The 15,882-nt window shown below is 40.0% G+C and carries 9 protein-coding genes; 2 read left to right on the top strand and 7 right to left on the bottom strand.

Annotated elements, in window-relative coordinates:
* Positions 1-4 precede the first annotated feature (4 nt).
* The 6 genes from AUR67_RS12360 to AUR67_RS12335 all read right to left on the bottom strand — a co-directional run bounded on the left by AUR67_RS12360 (position 5) and on the right by AUR67_RS12335 (position 11,204).
* Complete coding sequence (locus tag AUR67_RS12360) at positions 5-748, bottom strand: hypothetical protein (RefSeq protein ID WP_058585484.1); 744 nt, start codon at positions 746-748, stop codon at positions 5-7.
* Positions 738-3,002: a hypothetical protein gene (locus AUR67_RS12355; RefSeq protein WP_058585483.1), complete on the bottom strand. Its 2,265-nt coding sequence runs from the start codon at positions 3,000-3,002 to the stop codon at positions 738-740. The genes AUR67_RS12360 and AUR67_RS12355 overlap by 11 nt, the downstream gene beginning before the upstream one ends.
* Entirely contained in the window at positions 2,989-6,102 is a 3,114-nt protein-coding gene (locus AUR67_RS12350) for a poly-gamma-glutamate biosynthesis protein PgsC/CapC (RefSeq protein WP_058585482.1), read from the bottom strand. Before AUR67_RS12350 ends, AUR67_RS12355 begins: the two co-directional genes overlap by 14 nt.
* Complete coding sequence (locus AUR67_RS12345) at positions 6,102-7,994, bottom strand: hypothetical protein (protein WP_058585481.1); 1,893 nt, start codon at positions 7,992-7,994, stop codon at positions 6,102-6,104. The genes AUR67_RS12350 and AUR67_RS12345 overlap by 1 nt, the downstream gene beginning before the upstream one ends.
* 9 nt (positions 7,995-8,003) lie before the next feature.
* A complete protein-coding gene (locus tag AUR67_RS12340) occupies positions 8,004-10,217 on the bottom strand; it encodes a CapA family protein (RefSeq protein ID WP_152996524.1) in 2,214 nt (737 codons plus the stop codon).
* A gap of 333 nt (positions 10,218-10,550) precedes the next feature.
* On the bottom strand, positions 10,551-11,204 hold the full coding sequence (locus AUR67_RS12335; RefSeq protein ID WP_054561921.1) for an OmpW/AlkL family protein: 654 nt from the start codon (positions 11,202-11,204) through the stop codon (positions 10,551-10,553).
* 235 nt (positions 11,205-11,439) lie between these two features.
* Between AUR67_RS12335 and AUR67_RS12330 the strand changes: the two genes are divergently transcribed.
* Positions 11,440-12,858, top strand: coding sequence for an MATE family efflux transporter (locus tag AUR67_RS12330; RefSeq protein ID WP_058585480.1), 1,419 nt, complete (start codon positions 11,440-11,442; stop codon positions 12,856-12,858).
* Between the two features lie 70 nt (positions 12,859-12,928).
* Positions 12,929-14,107, top strand: coding sequence for a succinyl-diaminopimelate desuccinylase (dapE, locus tag AUR67_RS12325; protein WP_058585479.1), 1,179 nt, complete (start codon positions 12,929-12,931; stop codon positions 14,105-14,107).
* A 52-nt stretch (positions 14,108-14,159) separates the two neighbouring features.
* Here dapE and AUR67_RS12320 read toward each other — a convergent pair whose 3' ends face one another.
* The gene (locus AUR67_RS12320) at positions 14,160-15,878 is read right to left on the bottom strand and encodes a lysophospholipid acyltransferase family protein (protein WP_058585478.1); all 1,719 of its coding nucleotides are present in this window, start codon (positions 15,876-15,878) and stop codon (positions 14,160-14,162) included.
* Between the last annotated feature and the right edge of the window lie 4 nt (positions 15,879-15,882).

Genomic DNA, 15,882 nt, shown 5'->3' with positions numbered 1-15,882 from the left:
GCAATTATGAAATAAGGCATTGGTTAAACAACTTAAGTAGCTGGTTATTAGAAACTAATCGCTCACGCAACTGGCGACTTAACTCGATATGGAAAAACTGACTGTTTTTAGGAGCCAGCGATACAAGAATATTGGTGGTGCCTCCAAGTTCTTTAACATCAAGGCCATAAACCATAGCTGTAATATCTAGCTGTTCATTTAAACAGGCTGTGATTGCAATCGTCCGCTTGCTAGGTATTGCATGACCATTACTTATAATTGCATCAGCTTTTTTACCCTCAGGAGTCTTCCTTTTTTCTTTTGCGTAACCATGGATCTGATAAATCGAAAATGACTCAACATGTTCAGAGTATGCAAGAATAAAGGCATTACTCGCGCTTGGTTTATACTTACCAAAGTCAATAAGTTCTCCATGCTCATCACGGTCGTTGCGGTGTTTAGTGTTGCTTAAAAATACTTGGCAGTGTGCATATAGTGCCCTTGCAATAGTATGTGTGTGTTTGTCATAAAAGCGATGTGGTGCATAAGCAATGCACTTTTCACCTTGCTGTTTATAATGAATTTCACCACCGGAATTTAAAGATTCATTTGCAAATAGAGCACCTTGGTTGACATTAAAGTGTGTGGGAGTCTGTTGCTGATCAACAAGCCATAACTTTAAGCTCAAGGTAAGCTCATTTAAACTAGGTGTTGCGTGGCATGTAGATACAAAGATCCAAACTATAATCATCATTATTTTAGTTTTCATGGTTCCACCACCTTACTTTTTGCTCCTGCAAAGGATATTCCTCAAGTATAGAAACCCACACCGTGTCAGTTGTTTGCAGTGTTAGGGAATGTAATTCAGCAATGTCATTAGTGATTGTTTGTGTAACGCTAGGATAGCTTGTTAACTGACTATTTTTTGGGTGAATTAAAAAAGCATCGAGTAATGCCGATTGATGTAGCATAAAGCGTTGTTTAGCGATGCTGTATTCACTGGTCAGCCCAGACTTGTAGTCAGCATTTTGTGTAAGCGATAACTCAACAGGTTCGCTGCTATTTGCACGAAACACTTTAAATACTACGCTCATAGGGCGCTGTTGCTTTGTGAAATCAAGTGTCAAAGGGGTATTTTTATCAAGCTGGTAAATGCGTTGCTTTATCCATGGGCGATCTCCATACCAATTTTGATAAATAGTTTTCGCCTGTGACTGTAATTGCTGTAATGCCTCAACCGATAGCTCAGACATCGCGACTTCTTTGCTGCTTTTGTTAGTTAAGCGATAAACTAAACTATTGTCCTCAGAGTCGTCATAAGGTGCATAGTTATTTTTGTTATATAAGCCAAAGTTAAACACCTGCGGTGGTAACTTCGGCATAAAATAGCGATCAGGACTTAACACTAAAGCGACATTTGATAATGGCAGCTTTGCAAAGAGCTCTTTAGATTGATAAAAAGTTGTCACTAAATCCGGCTCTTTCGGCGGAGTAAAAGTACGGATATTAGTAAAATGTGCTAGCTGCGTTAACTCATAATGATTTGCAGCTCTTTGTTCATACCAAGCGGCAATATCGTAAAAACTATTGATTGGCTCGGGTAGATATTGATGAGAAATTGTTCGTTGATAATTGAAATCTGCTAACCGAGATTTTAATCGAACGTAGACATCTTTTTCAGCGCTAATTTTCAGATGATGAGCATTATCTGGGGCACGTAAATAGTAACTATTGAGCATACCGACACGCTGTCTTTGAGTTGTATCGGTGATCAATCGGTCGAAGTCTGACACTTCACCTTTTAAAGTCACTGTGTAATCTTCTATTGCTAGGTTACGTTCATCATAAATAACCACGTTAAGTTGACTACTTTGCAATGCACGAACGTCAATATTGAGATTACTATTTGGCTCTATATCAAAATCTACACTGGCAAATTCATTCACCAAATAGCTGCCCGCATAACTCGTTAAAATTGGTGTGCTTGACGCTGTTCGCCAATTAGTCAGTAATGGCTCTTCACTACAAATGGTGACTAGGCCAGCATCAATAAGCTCTGTCTTATAGCTATTTTTGCTATCGGTTGGAGATACACTGATTGGTACTGGCGCCTTGAACTGATGCTTATCATACCAAGTTAGCGATGGTAATAACTGCTCTGAGTTGACGGTGAAAATAAGGCTGTCAGTCACATCAAGTTTAATACTGGCACAGAGGCCAAGTTCAGTGTAATAAGCGCCTAAGTCATGCTGCTGCATGCTAAAGTCATAAGTAGTGACATTGTAAGGTAGCGTTTCATACAAAATGTCAGATTTAAAGTCGATACCAGGGATCCCTTGAGGTGCAATTTTTTGCCACCAAAATGCCATCGCATTACTAATTTCAGCGCTGGTTAGCGTGTTTTCACCCATAGTTAAATAGTCAGTGGCACGTCTTCGCCTTTCTAGAGGGCGTTTAAGCCAACTGTTGAGTGGGTCGATATTTTGCTCAGGAGTTTTTGCATGAACACGGACAACCACGCCTTGTAGTGATTTTTCTTCTGGGATCAGCGTTAAATCAAGGCTTTTGGCATTTGGATAATGAGTGATTGGCAAATAAAAAGACTGTCCAGAAGCAACGTTTAGTGATTGTTTATTCTCTATTATTTGTTTGATCTGTTGTTCTTCACTATTGTTAACTAGCTTTGAAGCGTGATGGTAAATTTTATCTAAAATCACATTACCTTTATCGTCATAAAGAACGTATTTAATTGCGTAATTGACCGGTAATTCAAGAAACACAGATTGGTCAAACACGGCATTCGAGAGAATTCGTAAAGAATGAGTTCGCTGATTAGAAAATGTAAATCGCAGTGGCTTTTCGCTACTTAACCACTGTACATTAGATCGCGTTTCGGTATTGCTACGTGCATCCACGGGCTCTGCTGAGTCTAGCCACACTAAAAAGCTGCGCCCTGCAAAAAATATAGCTAAAAGTAATGTCAAAATAAGTAATAGGGCGAATAAGCGTTTAATTAAATACACGCTGACCTCCTCCCATTAGCAGGTTAAATGCTTTTACATCAATCAGTTGATTGTTTGTCGGGTTATAGATCGCAAGGATGTTATTGTTCTGCTTTATCATTAGTGCGAATTTATCAAGGTGTTCCAGCTTGATGGTTTGTAAACTACAAGCGGGGATTTGGAAGCAAAAATCTCGCAATGATGTGAGACGCTGATTAGCGACATAGTTATTTACAAGGGTTTGTAGCTGTTGGTTCTTGTTAACATCCAACGGTTGCCAGTTAAATGGTGATAGAGTGGCAAGGTTTATTACCTTAACCTTAGAGTTACTCGAAATGGCTAATAAACGCTGTAATACACTACTTTGATCCATCGAAAACTGTTGTTTAAAGTCTGAAGCGAGCCACAAGGTTGCCAGCTCACTATTGGCATTAAACTGCTGGTAACCGGCTTGCGGAGAGCTACCAATCTCGAGACCGCGAGTGGCTTGTTGCCCCATGACTGTTTGATAATTGACACCTAACGCATTGAGTTCATTATCAATTTGCTTCATTAATGGGATCGCAGTATCGCTTATTTGTGTTGTTGAGAATGCGATTGCATTTGGACGTATCCATGAAGGTGCGCTATGGCTGCGAATTTGAATATTCAAGCTAGGCTGGTTTTGTGTAAATCGTAAGAAGCTTTGGTGAATAATATTGAATAAAGAATCAACATTATCTGCAGCTAATACATTTGCTTGTGGATGTGCATAAGGGTGCGCTCCTGCAACGAGTAGGTTAGCAGCGTTCGACTTAGCAAATAACTCACTGGCAAAGCTTAACGTATTACTTTCAAATAAAGGTCTAGGGACACTTAAGGTAATTGCTTCGTGCTCGGTCAAATTAAATAGGAATATGCCTTGGCCTTGTTGTAATGCAGCAGGAGTATCTAGCGGGCTCAGCAGTAAATAACGGCCACTGTTGTTTTTCACAAGTCTTAATTGATAGCTCAAAAGCTGTGCGGTGCCATTAATTTGTTTTAGCTGATTTAGCATATCTTCAGTCAGCGCATCATTACCAATGCGAGCAATCAGCTTGTAAAGTGGCGTTAAGACTTCAAACTCCCAAAGTGCGACCTGACTATTAGAAAGTGGTTGATAGTCAAAACTGCCCTTTTTGCTTATGTGAGTCGAATAAATATCAACTATTTGATTAATTTCTTCATTTAATTCATTCAACTGTAGATTACTGTAATTGAAATTATCACGGTATATACTGGCTAAAATATTGGTGTAATTATCACCATCTAAAAACATTTCGAACATTGAGCCAGAAAAGCTTGAAGAAGGTAGGCTGCTACTCGTTGCAGTGCCAAAAAAGGTTGTTTCACTGCCAACAAAATCATGTAGCTCGCGTTGACTTACTGAGCTTGGTAATTGGTTATAGATCCAATATTGGCTGTTTGCATGTGTTGTTTTTTCTGAAAACAAAGTTGTAGTATGGCGATTGGCCTCTCGAATTTGCAATATCTCTGTACCTTCTAATGCAGAGATAAACGCCAGATAAAATGGGCTTTGTTGATTTTCTTTCGCTAAGGTCTTTTGTGGTGTTTTACTTGTACCAAATACCAAAGCTTTACTTTGTAGCTGTTCGAAAATCAGGGCCGCAGAATCACTGGCTAAACTTTCAGTAATTGGAAATGGCACGGTGACTAATAAAGGGGTTTTAGGTTGTTTGTTTAAAACAAACAGTCCGCGTTGCCTATCTTCAATTGTATCAATCAGATAAATATAGTTTTCATCACCTTGCAATAAAAAGCCAATGCTAGAAAATAAAGCTGAGAGCTCAGCGGTATCTTGCTGTTCAATGATTGCCTTATTAAGCTGATAAACAGCATACTTAAACTCAGCAACGGCTTGATTTGCTTTATAACTACTTACACTAACTTTATTACTACGACTGGTATAAAGGTAACTTTTATATTGACTAACTTGCTGATTAAGCGTAATAACATGCTGAATTTCAGTTTCGGGTTTAAGGTTCGGCTTAGATAGTATCGAAGGAATTAGCATAACAATAAAGCCAACGATAATGGCAAGTACACCACCCACTATCGAAGTTTGTAATGTTGCTCTGACGACAAGACCTAACGCGTTTTTTTGATAAATCTTTAAAGCGAGTAAAGTCGCTAACATATAGCCAAACGCGAAAGTATCGGTCACTTTTATGGCAGGGAAATACCAGACCACAATGTAGTTAAGAATCAGTTTATAAATAAAGCCGATAGTGAAGAACAGCATCAATAATCTGGCACCTTCAATATTGGCGTGTCTAAGCCTAGTAAAGTGAATAAGTGACCCGCCAACGGCCAAAATAATGGCTGTTTCAGCAAATGAAGTTAGTAATTTACTCGGTTGAGTAAGTTGCAGGGCAAGAAGTGCTGGTAGCATGATACCGTTAAACTCCCAGCCGTACTTAATATTCGCCCGAGAGGCAAGAAAAGCGGTAATAACTAGGATGATATAGGCTTTGGGAGCCGCAATAATCGACGCAGCTACTGCTTCGTACATAATACCCAAGTTAGCAATACTAAAGTTTGTGAAAGGCATGAGCACAAAACGTACGAGAATAAAGGTAATAAGTAACTGAATAAAGGTTACTTTTAAGCCATATTTAAAGCCTCCGTTCCACATTACATTAGCTGTTAAAGCGATAATGATCAGACCAAGAGAGTAGAGCTGTGAAGCATAATCAAAGGTGATATCCCAGCGACTTAATTGGTTTGCAATTAACGGCCAAAACAAGGTATCCATACATACTCGAACTAGAATACTTATCAATATGATGGCAAAGAAACGATCACGACCAAACATTTGGCTATAGCCAAATTTTTCCATCATATAATGTGCGCTGAAACGCATTAAGGCATAAACAACAATAGCTTCAATGATAATAACTGCCGCAGAGGTCGGACTAATTATTAACAAAGGAACGATATAACCGGGTACTACAAGGCCTGTTAATGGAAAGCCGAAGCGCAAGTTAAGTAAGCATACAACTGCAGTGCCTACCCAAACTGTTGTAATAACAGATTGACCAAGGCCACTACCTGCAGGGAAGAGTGCTAACACAAAATCCATTAACCTTGCCCCTCATTACGAGCTACATGGTTATCGATAAATTCAAATAATATACCTGATACTTGAAAAGGCTCACCGGATGCCGCTTGTGAGCTGTCAGTGTGTAGGGCTTTAATATTTAAGGTATAGTCTTGTTCGCCAAACTTAGCTGGTAAGGCTACTTCTGCTTTGTTTAGAGTGATATAACGCAATTTCCCTTTAGCAATTTCAGCGTCTAAATCACAGCTCTTGCAAAGTAGGTCTAGTGCCGTCATTTCAAAAATCGCAAGTTGGTGCTGCTTGGCAAATTGTTCAAGGGATGCGTTTGTTTGAATTACTTGACCAAACAAATTAAATAAAACAGTGGCAGAGCGGGTGTGATTAAACACCATTTCTAAGGTTGTTAGCTTTTGCTCCATTTCATTAATAGATTGTTTAACCTGCTCACTAATCGGCTCATGAAGCTTTAAGGTTAGTAATTGATTTAATAAGCTATTGTTACTCGCTTGAGTCGTTTTAAATATATGATAATGGAAAAGCAATTCAGCAACTTGAGCTGCGAATTTATTGACGTTTTTTTCAAACGCTTGCTGATTGAAGTATTTGTTAGGGATAACAGATAATGCCCAAAAGCCGCGGACGTCACCGGCATAAACCAAGGGCGCCATAAATTCGATTTCACCTTCTTTAATATGTGTAAAGAAGGGGCGGGTAATTTGTACAACCCCTAATGATTTTAACGCTTTGCTGTAAGGAGTGCGCTTGTAATCACGGCGCATCTCTTGAATATCATCTAAATTACAATTAATCGCACGAATTTCAACAACACGATGATCGTCTTCTTTTCGAGCAAGGAAAATTGATTTTTCTAAGTCTAGCTGCTGGCTAATTAATTGAATGATTGGATCCCACGGCGAGGCTTGCTCAATAAAGCTTTGTGGGATAAAACGGCCCATCATTTTTTGCTGAATATTGTTCACAACAGTGTTCAGCTCGTTATCTTCAGACATCTTTCGAACAACAATCACCCAAAATAAGGTGATAAATGTCAATACTATGTATTGTCCGATCGGGATGAAAAGTTGACTAAATTCAATGAAAAAATAGCCCAATAAGCACCATAGTAGCACGCTATTTAAGGCAATAATAAAAGAATATATGAGCGACAGTTTTTGAAAGCTAAAAAGCAGTACAAAAACAAGTGCAAGCTCAATAAAAATAGTCAGTAAGTTATTTAGTTGTTTTACAGTCGTTTGTTTATCAATACTGTCAGCGAGATAGGCTATCAGTAATAAAGGATCATTTAAGCCGTCGACTTTTGGGGCGTGAATAAAGACATTAAAAGCGGCCGCTTTTTGACCAATGATAATTATCTTATTTTCAAGTTGCTCACTCATTACGTCAACATTTAGCACCCGTTCAGCACTAAATTTTGGCAGCGCAGTGACAGCTAAATCAAAGTCGATAAGTTGTACGTGTTCTGCATCATAATTAAATATCTGCTGCCAAATACTTTTGCATTCAAGCTCATTTGATTGAGGAATGCGCATTTGATAAGTAGCCCAATTATCAATTTGTGGTACGCAATATTCTCCCTCAGCGTATGGGTAATAGACATTTTCTAGTTTTGGTGCGACTAATGTTTCATTAGCCAGCACTACAATCGCACGAGGTTGATATTCAACCAACTTTTCAACGAGTTGCAGGTGGTTGTCTGTTAAGCGGTCGCTGGTAATAAGTACAACATTAGTTTGTTGAGTGTGACTTAGTGACTCTAAATTTTGATAGAAAAAAGCATTGCTCGCCTGAAAGAGGTTGAACATATTGCTTAACAAGACCACACAAAATAAGCTTAAAGTAAGCCAAAATGCGCGCAAGTTTTTTAAACGCAACAATTGTTGAACAGCAGACACATCTCCTCCTTAATCAAGTAATGTGAACGTAATTTTTACACTCGTATCATCACTTGCTGAGATTTTTAAAAAGTCAAAACCGTGCATTTTCTCGGTTTGCCATAGTCCATTATCTAAGCTGATAGCATCTTGCCAGCTAATTAGTGCAACATTATCTAAGCGAGAGATTGCTTCACCTTTACTTGGTGCATAATGTCTAAATTGCAGTTTCACACCTCTTGGTGGAAGTTCTTTTGGTCCTAAAGTGAACTCATCTGACGGTAAACTAAAGTCATGACTAAATGCATGCCATGCTTGGTCACCGCCTTCACTTACATCTATTTTATGTTGTGAAAAAGTAAGATCGTCTATTTCGGTTGTATAACTTAATAGTGCATCAATTTTTCCACCATTTTCTGATTGTAAATAACCATAAAATGAGAAGTCTTTACTCAGAAGTGGGTCGCCATTTTCATCTGTTAGTTCCATCACTCGCATTGTATGTCTAAACGGTATTATCGATGGCGTATTGTCGAACTCGTCACGACTTGAGCACAGTGCTTGAATCCCAGCATAAGGTTGGTCTGTACATGGAAAAACACTGTCACTGGTGTGATCCCAGCGGCTTACTTCAAACGCTTCGCTGTCGTTATCCCAATCTTCAAAATCACCAAACACCATTATGTCGCGGCCAAAGACCATACTACTGAGTTCGCCACTGGTTACTTCGATCTCGGATACGAATGCGGCTGATGAAGGGGCGTATTGTCGCAAGTCAATAATGTCACTATTGCTATTTACCTCAATAGTGACGTCTGTCGTGCTCTTGGTTGCCTGATTTTGACTAAAATAGACTTCACCATAATTATCACGAGGAATTAAAGTGATATTGTCATCAGAAAACTCAGCAAGGCGTCTTAATAAGTAGTGAGTTAAAAAACCGGTTGTAAAGCGTGGTTTATAATCTTCAACAAAAATAGGATAAGCAAAAGCCCGGTTGACGGTTTGCGTTTCCGTGTTTAAATCGATCATCACAGCAACACCGAGTAAGGTATCAAGGCGAGGTTGGTCAAATACGAAGTTACCAAGACCGAGTACAGCAGGAATATCGTTATAGACAGCAAAGCCTTGCGCTACATGGGGGTGGTGAGCAATAAGGAGATCTGTATTTTGCTTCGATAATGCTTCAAAGCGGCTGCCAATATAGCTTGAAGGAGAATAGGTGTATTCATCACCTCCATGCATTTGGGCAATGATAAATTGTGAAGAATCCTGTTCTTCTAGTGAAGATTTAACTGTATCCGAGTTGGTTAAATTTGCAGCCCCGCCTTTTTCAGTATCAGCAATGTAGCTGTATTCGTGTTCTGTCCCTGTGATTGAAGTGGCGGCAAAAAGCACGAGCGTTACATCTTCAAGTGTTTTACTCACTGTGGTCATTGCTTGGGTTTCATCAAGTCCTGCACCGCTATGTAGTAAGCCAGCATTGCTTACTTCAATGAGGGTATCTTCTAAGCCGGATTGCAAGTAATCGAAGATATGGTTATTACCAAGACCAACATAATCTATGCCTATCTCGGTTAGCCCTTGCAGTGAATCGGGTAGACTAAAAAAGCTAAACTCTTTGGTTGGATGGACGGTTGCTGGATTAGTCGTCACTGGCGATTCTAGGTTAACTGATGCAAAGTCAGCATTTTCAAATAGGGCTGCTACATCAGCAGTAATTGCAATGCTGTCTGCCCCTGCTGTATCTGGATGGATCAAGGCATCAGTTACATCGGGAATAGACGTGCCCATGGTTTTTAAATTGGGATCTAAATAACGACGGCCAAACATGGTATCGCCAGCAAATAAGAGGCTTTTACTGCTCGATGCTTTAGTTTGGAGTTGAACGGTAGTTGTCGATGAGTTTGGTTGATTAACGACAATACTTGCACGCGGAAAATATCCCGTTTGCTCAACCATAATCGCATGATTGCCATAAGCAAGGTTACTAACACTTATAGTACCATCGCTATCAGACTGATAGCTTTGCCCAGCTAAGGTAACACTGATATTGCTTAGAGGTGTTTGATTTTCATCGGTGATCGTAAAAGAAATATTTGCACTACCAGCAAGCAGTTTTTCGCGATCGCTGATTGCGACCTGCGTTTGCTCATCTGGTTTATCTTCGTTCGGGTCTTTTACTTTACATGAAGTTAAAATAAGACACGTAAGCAGAACTAAAGAATTAAAAAATATTTTCAACTAACGCCCCTCGTTATCACGCAATTTACATTCTATACGTCAAAATTATTATGGTTATTTTATAATTGCTGGCTAATAGGGACAACAATTGACCAGCTCTGAAAATTCAGATATTGCATGCTCTTGGGCATAGTTTCGATGATATTTTCTACTGGTGACTTAATAACCAATGATAAAGGTGTAGCTTAAGTTTTAAGTGTAGTTCAAATTTATTGGTTGGCAGAATTTGTCTTAAAATTTAGACAAATAGCAATTTGGTATTAGGAAATGAATGGAAATAAAAAAGGCCAATAAATGGCCTTTTTGTGCGTATGGGCTTTCACAAAATGAAAGTTAGAATTTGTATTTCACACCGAACATAGCAACAACTGGGTCGATTTCTACAGTTGAAGTTAACGCTTTTGCGCCGTCAGCATAAACTGTTGCGTCTGTATCGATGTCGATTAGTGAAACCATGCCATGTAGGCCCCAGTTTTCACTCATCATGTAGTTAAAACCAGCTTGAGCTGCAAAGCCAAATGAATCATCTAGTTTAACTTCTACATCGTCAGTACCTAGTGTTGCTTTTAGTGCAGCTGAAGGCTCTTCATCAAAGAAAACAGTATAGTTTACGCCTACACCCACAAATGGACGGAACTTATAAGTTGAGTCTAAGAAGTGGTATTGCGCTAAAAGTGTTGGTGGTAAATGTTTGATTTTTGCAATTTTGTTACCTGCTAAACCACCTGCACCTTGAACATCATGACTAAAAGGTGTTGCTGCTACTAATTCAATTACCCAATTGTCATCAAGCGCATAATCTACGGTAATACCTAGCTGAGTATCATCATCTGCACGTAGACCTAACGTTGGTGCTTCATTGATTTTTGAGCTGTCGTTATCAGGGTTTACATTAATTGCACCTACGTTCACGCTTAAGTTTGCGTTTGCAACAGGAGAGAGTGCTAATAGTGAAGTAAGTAATGCAATGCTTAATTTAGTTTTCATGTTGTTCTCCGCGAACTACTTGTCTTATTTGGTTGAGGCTATTATTACTAACTTGAAGCGGACAAAACCTGTTCTAGATCAAAGTTTCAAAAATGTTTGAACTAAGTGAAGCCATTTATTGATTTAGATTAAGTTTTTAAACAGGTACAGCAAAAAAAAGATTGACTCTTATTGACTCTATATTCAGTTGCGGCTGGTAAACTAACAGAGTTATTTGCTTAATTAGGTGTTTTTCATGGCTGATCCGCAGCACTTATTTCTTCATGGCTCGATTTCAAAAGCGTTACTTAAATTAGGTATCCCGATCATCTTAATCAATATTTTGCAGTCTGCTTATCAGTTGACCGATGCATTTTGGGTAGGGCGCTTAGGGGCAGAACAAGTGGCTGCCGTTTCTGTCAGTATGCCAGTTACCTTTTTGGTGATTGCTATTGGCTCTGGTTTGGCAATGGCGGGCGCTATTTTATCCGCTCAATACATGGGAGCTGGTCAGCAAGATAAGGTAAACCATGTTGCAGCCCAAACTATGTTGATGGTGACAATTACCGCAACCATACTTGGCTTAATAGGCTATGTGCTTTCTCCTTACTTTTTGACTTTATTAGGTGTTGAAGATCAAGTGTATGGTGATGCACTTAAATTTATGCACGTATCTTTTATTGGCGTTGTGTTTGTGTTTATTTATGCCATGTTTCAAGCCTTAATGCGTGGCATAGGGCAAACCAAGGTGCCGCTTTATATTGTAAGCGGTACTGTGTTACTCAATTTTGTGCTCGACCCTTTACTGATTTTTGGTTTGGGTGACTTTTCTGGATTTGGCGTAATGGGGGCTGCATTAGCCACACTAATCACACAAAGCTTAGCGGCTGCAATCGGGGTATGGGTATTTTTGCGAGGCCGCCACGGCATCCAACTTAAACTCTCTAGTTTTAAGCCAGACTGGCAATATATGAAACAAGCCTTCTTTTTAGGGGCTCCTGGCTCGGTTGAACTCTCTGCAAGAGCCTTTGGTCTAATCATTATGTCGTTTTTGGTGGCAAGCTTTGGTACACACACCATTGCCTCTTATGGTGTTGGTTCTAATATTTTACAAATGGTGATGATCCCTGCAATGGGCCTTTCAATGGCTGTTTCAACCTTGGTTGGTCAAAACATGGGGGCAAGAAATCCACAGCGTGCAGCACAAATAACACGTTTAGCCTCGCTTTGGGGGTTACTAGGCCTAACATTAGTGGGCGTTGTTGCTTATCTGTTTGCTGAATACTTTGTGGCTTTTTTCATTCCTGATGATGAGTCTGTGATTGCTGGTGGCGCAGAGTTCATACGCGTTATGTGTTTAACTTGGGGCGGAATAGGCGTGCAGCTTTGTGTGGTTGCTGCATTTAGGGCTTCAGGAAACATGCTCAATGCTATGGTTGTGTCACTACTTTCGCAATGTGTTATTCAATTTCCTACCGCGTATATTTTATCTAAGCATACCTCACTTGGAGCACAGGGAATTTGGTATTCGTTTGCTATTACTAATGTACTTGTGGCGATTATTACTTATCTTTGGTTCGCAGCTGGTCGTTGGCAGCGAACACAGTTAACCAAAGAAGACAAAGATATTGCCAAGGTAACCCAAGAAACCCTCATTGAAGAAGGAAATCATTAATTTAAGTTTCACACTGCGGTCATAATCTCTCGTTGTAATAACCTAAGCTTTCTAACTGACTAGGGTTATTATGAGTTTGATATCAAATGCAGAGTTAGCAACGCACTTCTCGGTGCAATCAGATGTGGTAGAAACATTACAAACCTTGATCCGATTTAAATCGGTTACGCCTGCTCAAGCTGGTGCAATTGATTGGCTTGAAGATAACTTAAGCCAGCTCGGCTTTGACTGTGAAGTATTTAGCTTTAATCATGTTACTAATTTAATTGCTAAAATCACCTTTGGTGATGGCCCTATCGTTGCTTTTTCTGGTCATATTGATGTGGTACCTGCTGCAGAAGGTGATTGGCGAGTTGATCCATTTAGCGCTGAGATAGTCGATGGCAATATCTATGGCCGTGGCGCAGCAGACATGAAAGGCGGCGTTGCTGCTATGCTTTGCGCAACAAAACGCTTTTTAGCGCAAAATAGCAATAAACGCGGCACATTTTACTGGTTAATTACCTCAGATGAAGAGGGCGAGGCTGAATACGGCTCTTTACTGATTGCTGAGCGGTTAGCCAAACAAGGTGTTGTGCTAGATGGTTGCTTAGTAGGCGAGCCGACGAGTCATTTGCATGTGGGTGATACCATTAAAAATGGCAGAAGGGGAGCTTTGTCTGCTCGATTATCTATTCAAGGTAAAGCTGGGCATGTTGCTTATCCAGCAAACACTATAAACGCAGCGCATTTAAGTGCAGAGGTTGTGAAGCGCCTAACGGCAATTAGCTGGCACAAAGATGAAGCCAGTTCGGCTACAACACTGCAAGTGACCGGAATTAATATTGCCAATGTGGTAGATAATCTTGTTCCTGCTCAATGTGAGCTCACGTTTAACGTACGTTATAGTCATGGCTATAAAAGTAAAGACGTTAAAGAAGAAATTCAGTTTGCATTGGCAGATCTAGCATCACAGCTAACGCTTGTTTGGGAGCGCCCGTGTGAATCATTTTATACCCTGCATCAAGCAAGCAATTGCTTATTACAGCAGCTTGAACAAGCCGTGCATGAAGTAACTGGCAGCTTCCCTATGCTTAGTACCAGTGGTGGCACATCAGATGGTCGCTTTTTTGCTAATGAGCACACGCAAGTGATTGAATGTGGCGTGCGAAACCATACCATTCATCAAGTTAATGAGCATGTTCCTATCGCAGATTTAAAAATTATTGAGCAAATATATTTAGCTGCACTTAGAAATATCTTTAATTAAAAAGAAAAAAGCCGGCGAGTGTGCCGACTTTTTTTTAGCTATTTTATAACGACTATTCGCGTGTCTGCCCTAAGTATCGTTTAGCTTTACTCGCTTTCACTTTATCTAAGTCGACAAGCACTAAACCATCAATGCAGTTATTAAACTCAGGATCGATGCTAAAACTTAAAAATTGTACGCCACCAGGTTCGCAAAGCTCTGTGTATTGTTTAAATAGGGTTGGGACTTGCGCGCCGATATTGGCAAGTACATGCTTAAGTTCAACAAAGTCTTCTTTAATATCATCCCCAGCAAATAGCTGAGCACATTGTTCTTTTTGTGATTCGGTATGGCGATATTCATTATTGGGGATAGCTAACACTTGTTTAGCACCATAATAATGCTGGTAATAATGAACGAGTAGTGATTTAGCTTGCTCGGGGAGTGCGTTAGATACGCTAACTGCGCCAAACAAATAGCGGTATTGCGGGTAGCGGTTCACAAATGCGCCAATGCCAAACCACAAATAGTCTAGGCTCTTTCTACCCCAGTACTTGGGTTGCACAAAGCTGCGACCGAGCTCAATGCCCTTTTCAAAATACGGCGCCATATCATCGCTGTAGCTAAATAGGCTGTCAGTATATAAACCTTTGCGGCCATGTTTTTCTATAATGTCTTGTGCGCAGGCAAGTCGGTATGCGCCGACTAGTTCAAGTTGCTTAGCATCCCACAGTACAAGGTGTTGATAATCCATGTCGTATTTATCTATATCTCGGCGTTTGCCACTGCCTTCACCGACTGCCCGAAACGCAATTTCACGTAGTCGCCCCAGTTCACGGAAAATCGGTGAGCTACCACAGTATTGATATAAGTAAATTTTCATACCATCAGAGGTTTCTCCCAATAACTCACACTCTTCAATGGCTTTTTTAAGGTCTTTCGTTGCTTCTGGACTGGCAATAGGGGTTTGCGTTTTTAACGGCAGAGGCTTTTTTGTGATCAGTCGATACAACTGCTTTCTTATCAGCTGAGCTATTTCTTTGTCTTTTAAATTCTCGATTAAATATGACTCAGGTGGGATGGACGCGCCAATTTCAAACTCTAATGATTTTTGTCGCTGTTTGAACATCTCTTTGACTAACAGCAAACTGGCTAAGGGTTTGTAGATCATTGAGGTGCCGTAAAATAATGGGCTGTTTTTCGCTTTAATGTAAATAGGCAAAATAGGTGCGTTGGCTTTCTTTGCCATACGTAAAAAGCCAGTATTCCATTTACAGTCTTTAATACCCGTTGGACTTAAGCGTGACACCTCACCTGCAGGAAAGATTAATAACGCACCGTCTGATTTTAAATGCTTTTGGATATTAGCAAGTTCTTTCTTTTTACTTGTACCAGAGAGGTTATCAACGGGAAGGAGTAACGAGTGCATCGGAGTGATTGACATCAGCATGCGGTTTGCAACGACTTTTAAGTCAGGGCGTACACTTGATAAGACTTTTATCAGCGCTAATGCATCAAGAGAGCCGATAGGGTGGTTAGCGACAATAACGACATTACCTTCACTTGGAATATGTTCCATTTGCTTTGGCTTATAGCGCGTGTCAAAGTCTAGCTCATCAAGTACTTGCTCTACAAACTCAAGTCCTTGTAAGTGTGGGTATGCATCACCAAAGGCAACAAACTCTTGCTCATGTAATAAATAACCCAAACCTTTCTTTACTAAGCCTTTTACTTTTGGTGAATTTTCTAACTGTGGTAAATTTGCTTCTATTACTTTATCAACACTGATCATACAA

Source organism: Pseudoalteromonas sp. XI10, assembly GCF_001469895.1.
GTDB lineage: Bacteria > Pseudomonadota > Gammaproteobacteria > Enterobacterales > Alteromonadaceae > Pseudoalteromonas.
The sequence above is the reverse complement of the archived record's forward strand: the minus strand, read 5'-3'. Positions and strand labels throughout refer to the sequence as shown.

Excerpts from the sequence above, each read along its gene's own strand:
- dapE (WP_058585479.1), top strand. The coding sequence starts at position 12,929 with ATGAGTTTGATATCAAATGCAGAGTTAGCAACGCACTTCTCGGTGCAA.
- AUR67_RS12330 (WP_058585480.1), top strand. The coding sequence starts at position 11,440 with ATGGCTGATCCGCAGCACTTATTTCTTCATGGCTCGATTTCAAAAGCG.
- AUR67_RS12335 (WP_054561921.1), bottom strand. The coding sequence starts at position 11,204 with ATGAAAACTAAATTAAGCATTGCATTACTTACTTCACTATTAGCACTC.
- AUR67_RS12320 (WP_058585478.1), bottom strand. The coding sequence starts at position 15,878 with ATGATCAGTGTTGATAAAGTAATAGAAGCAAATTTACCACAGTTAGAA.
- AUR67_RS12350 (WP_058585482.1), bottom strand. The coding sequence starts at position 6,102 with ATGGATTTTGTGTTAGCACTCTTCCCTGCAGGTAGTGGCCTTGGTCAA.
- AUR67_RS12360 (WP_058585484.1), bottom strand. The coding sequence starts at position 748 with ATGAAAACTAAAATAATGATGATTATAGTTTGGATCTTTGTATCTACA.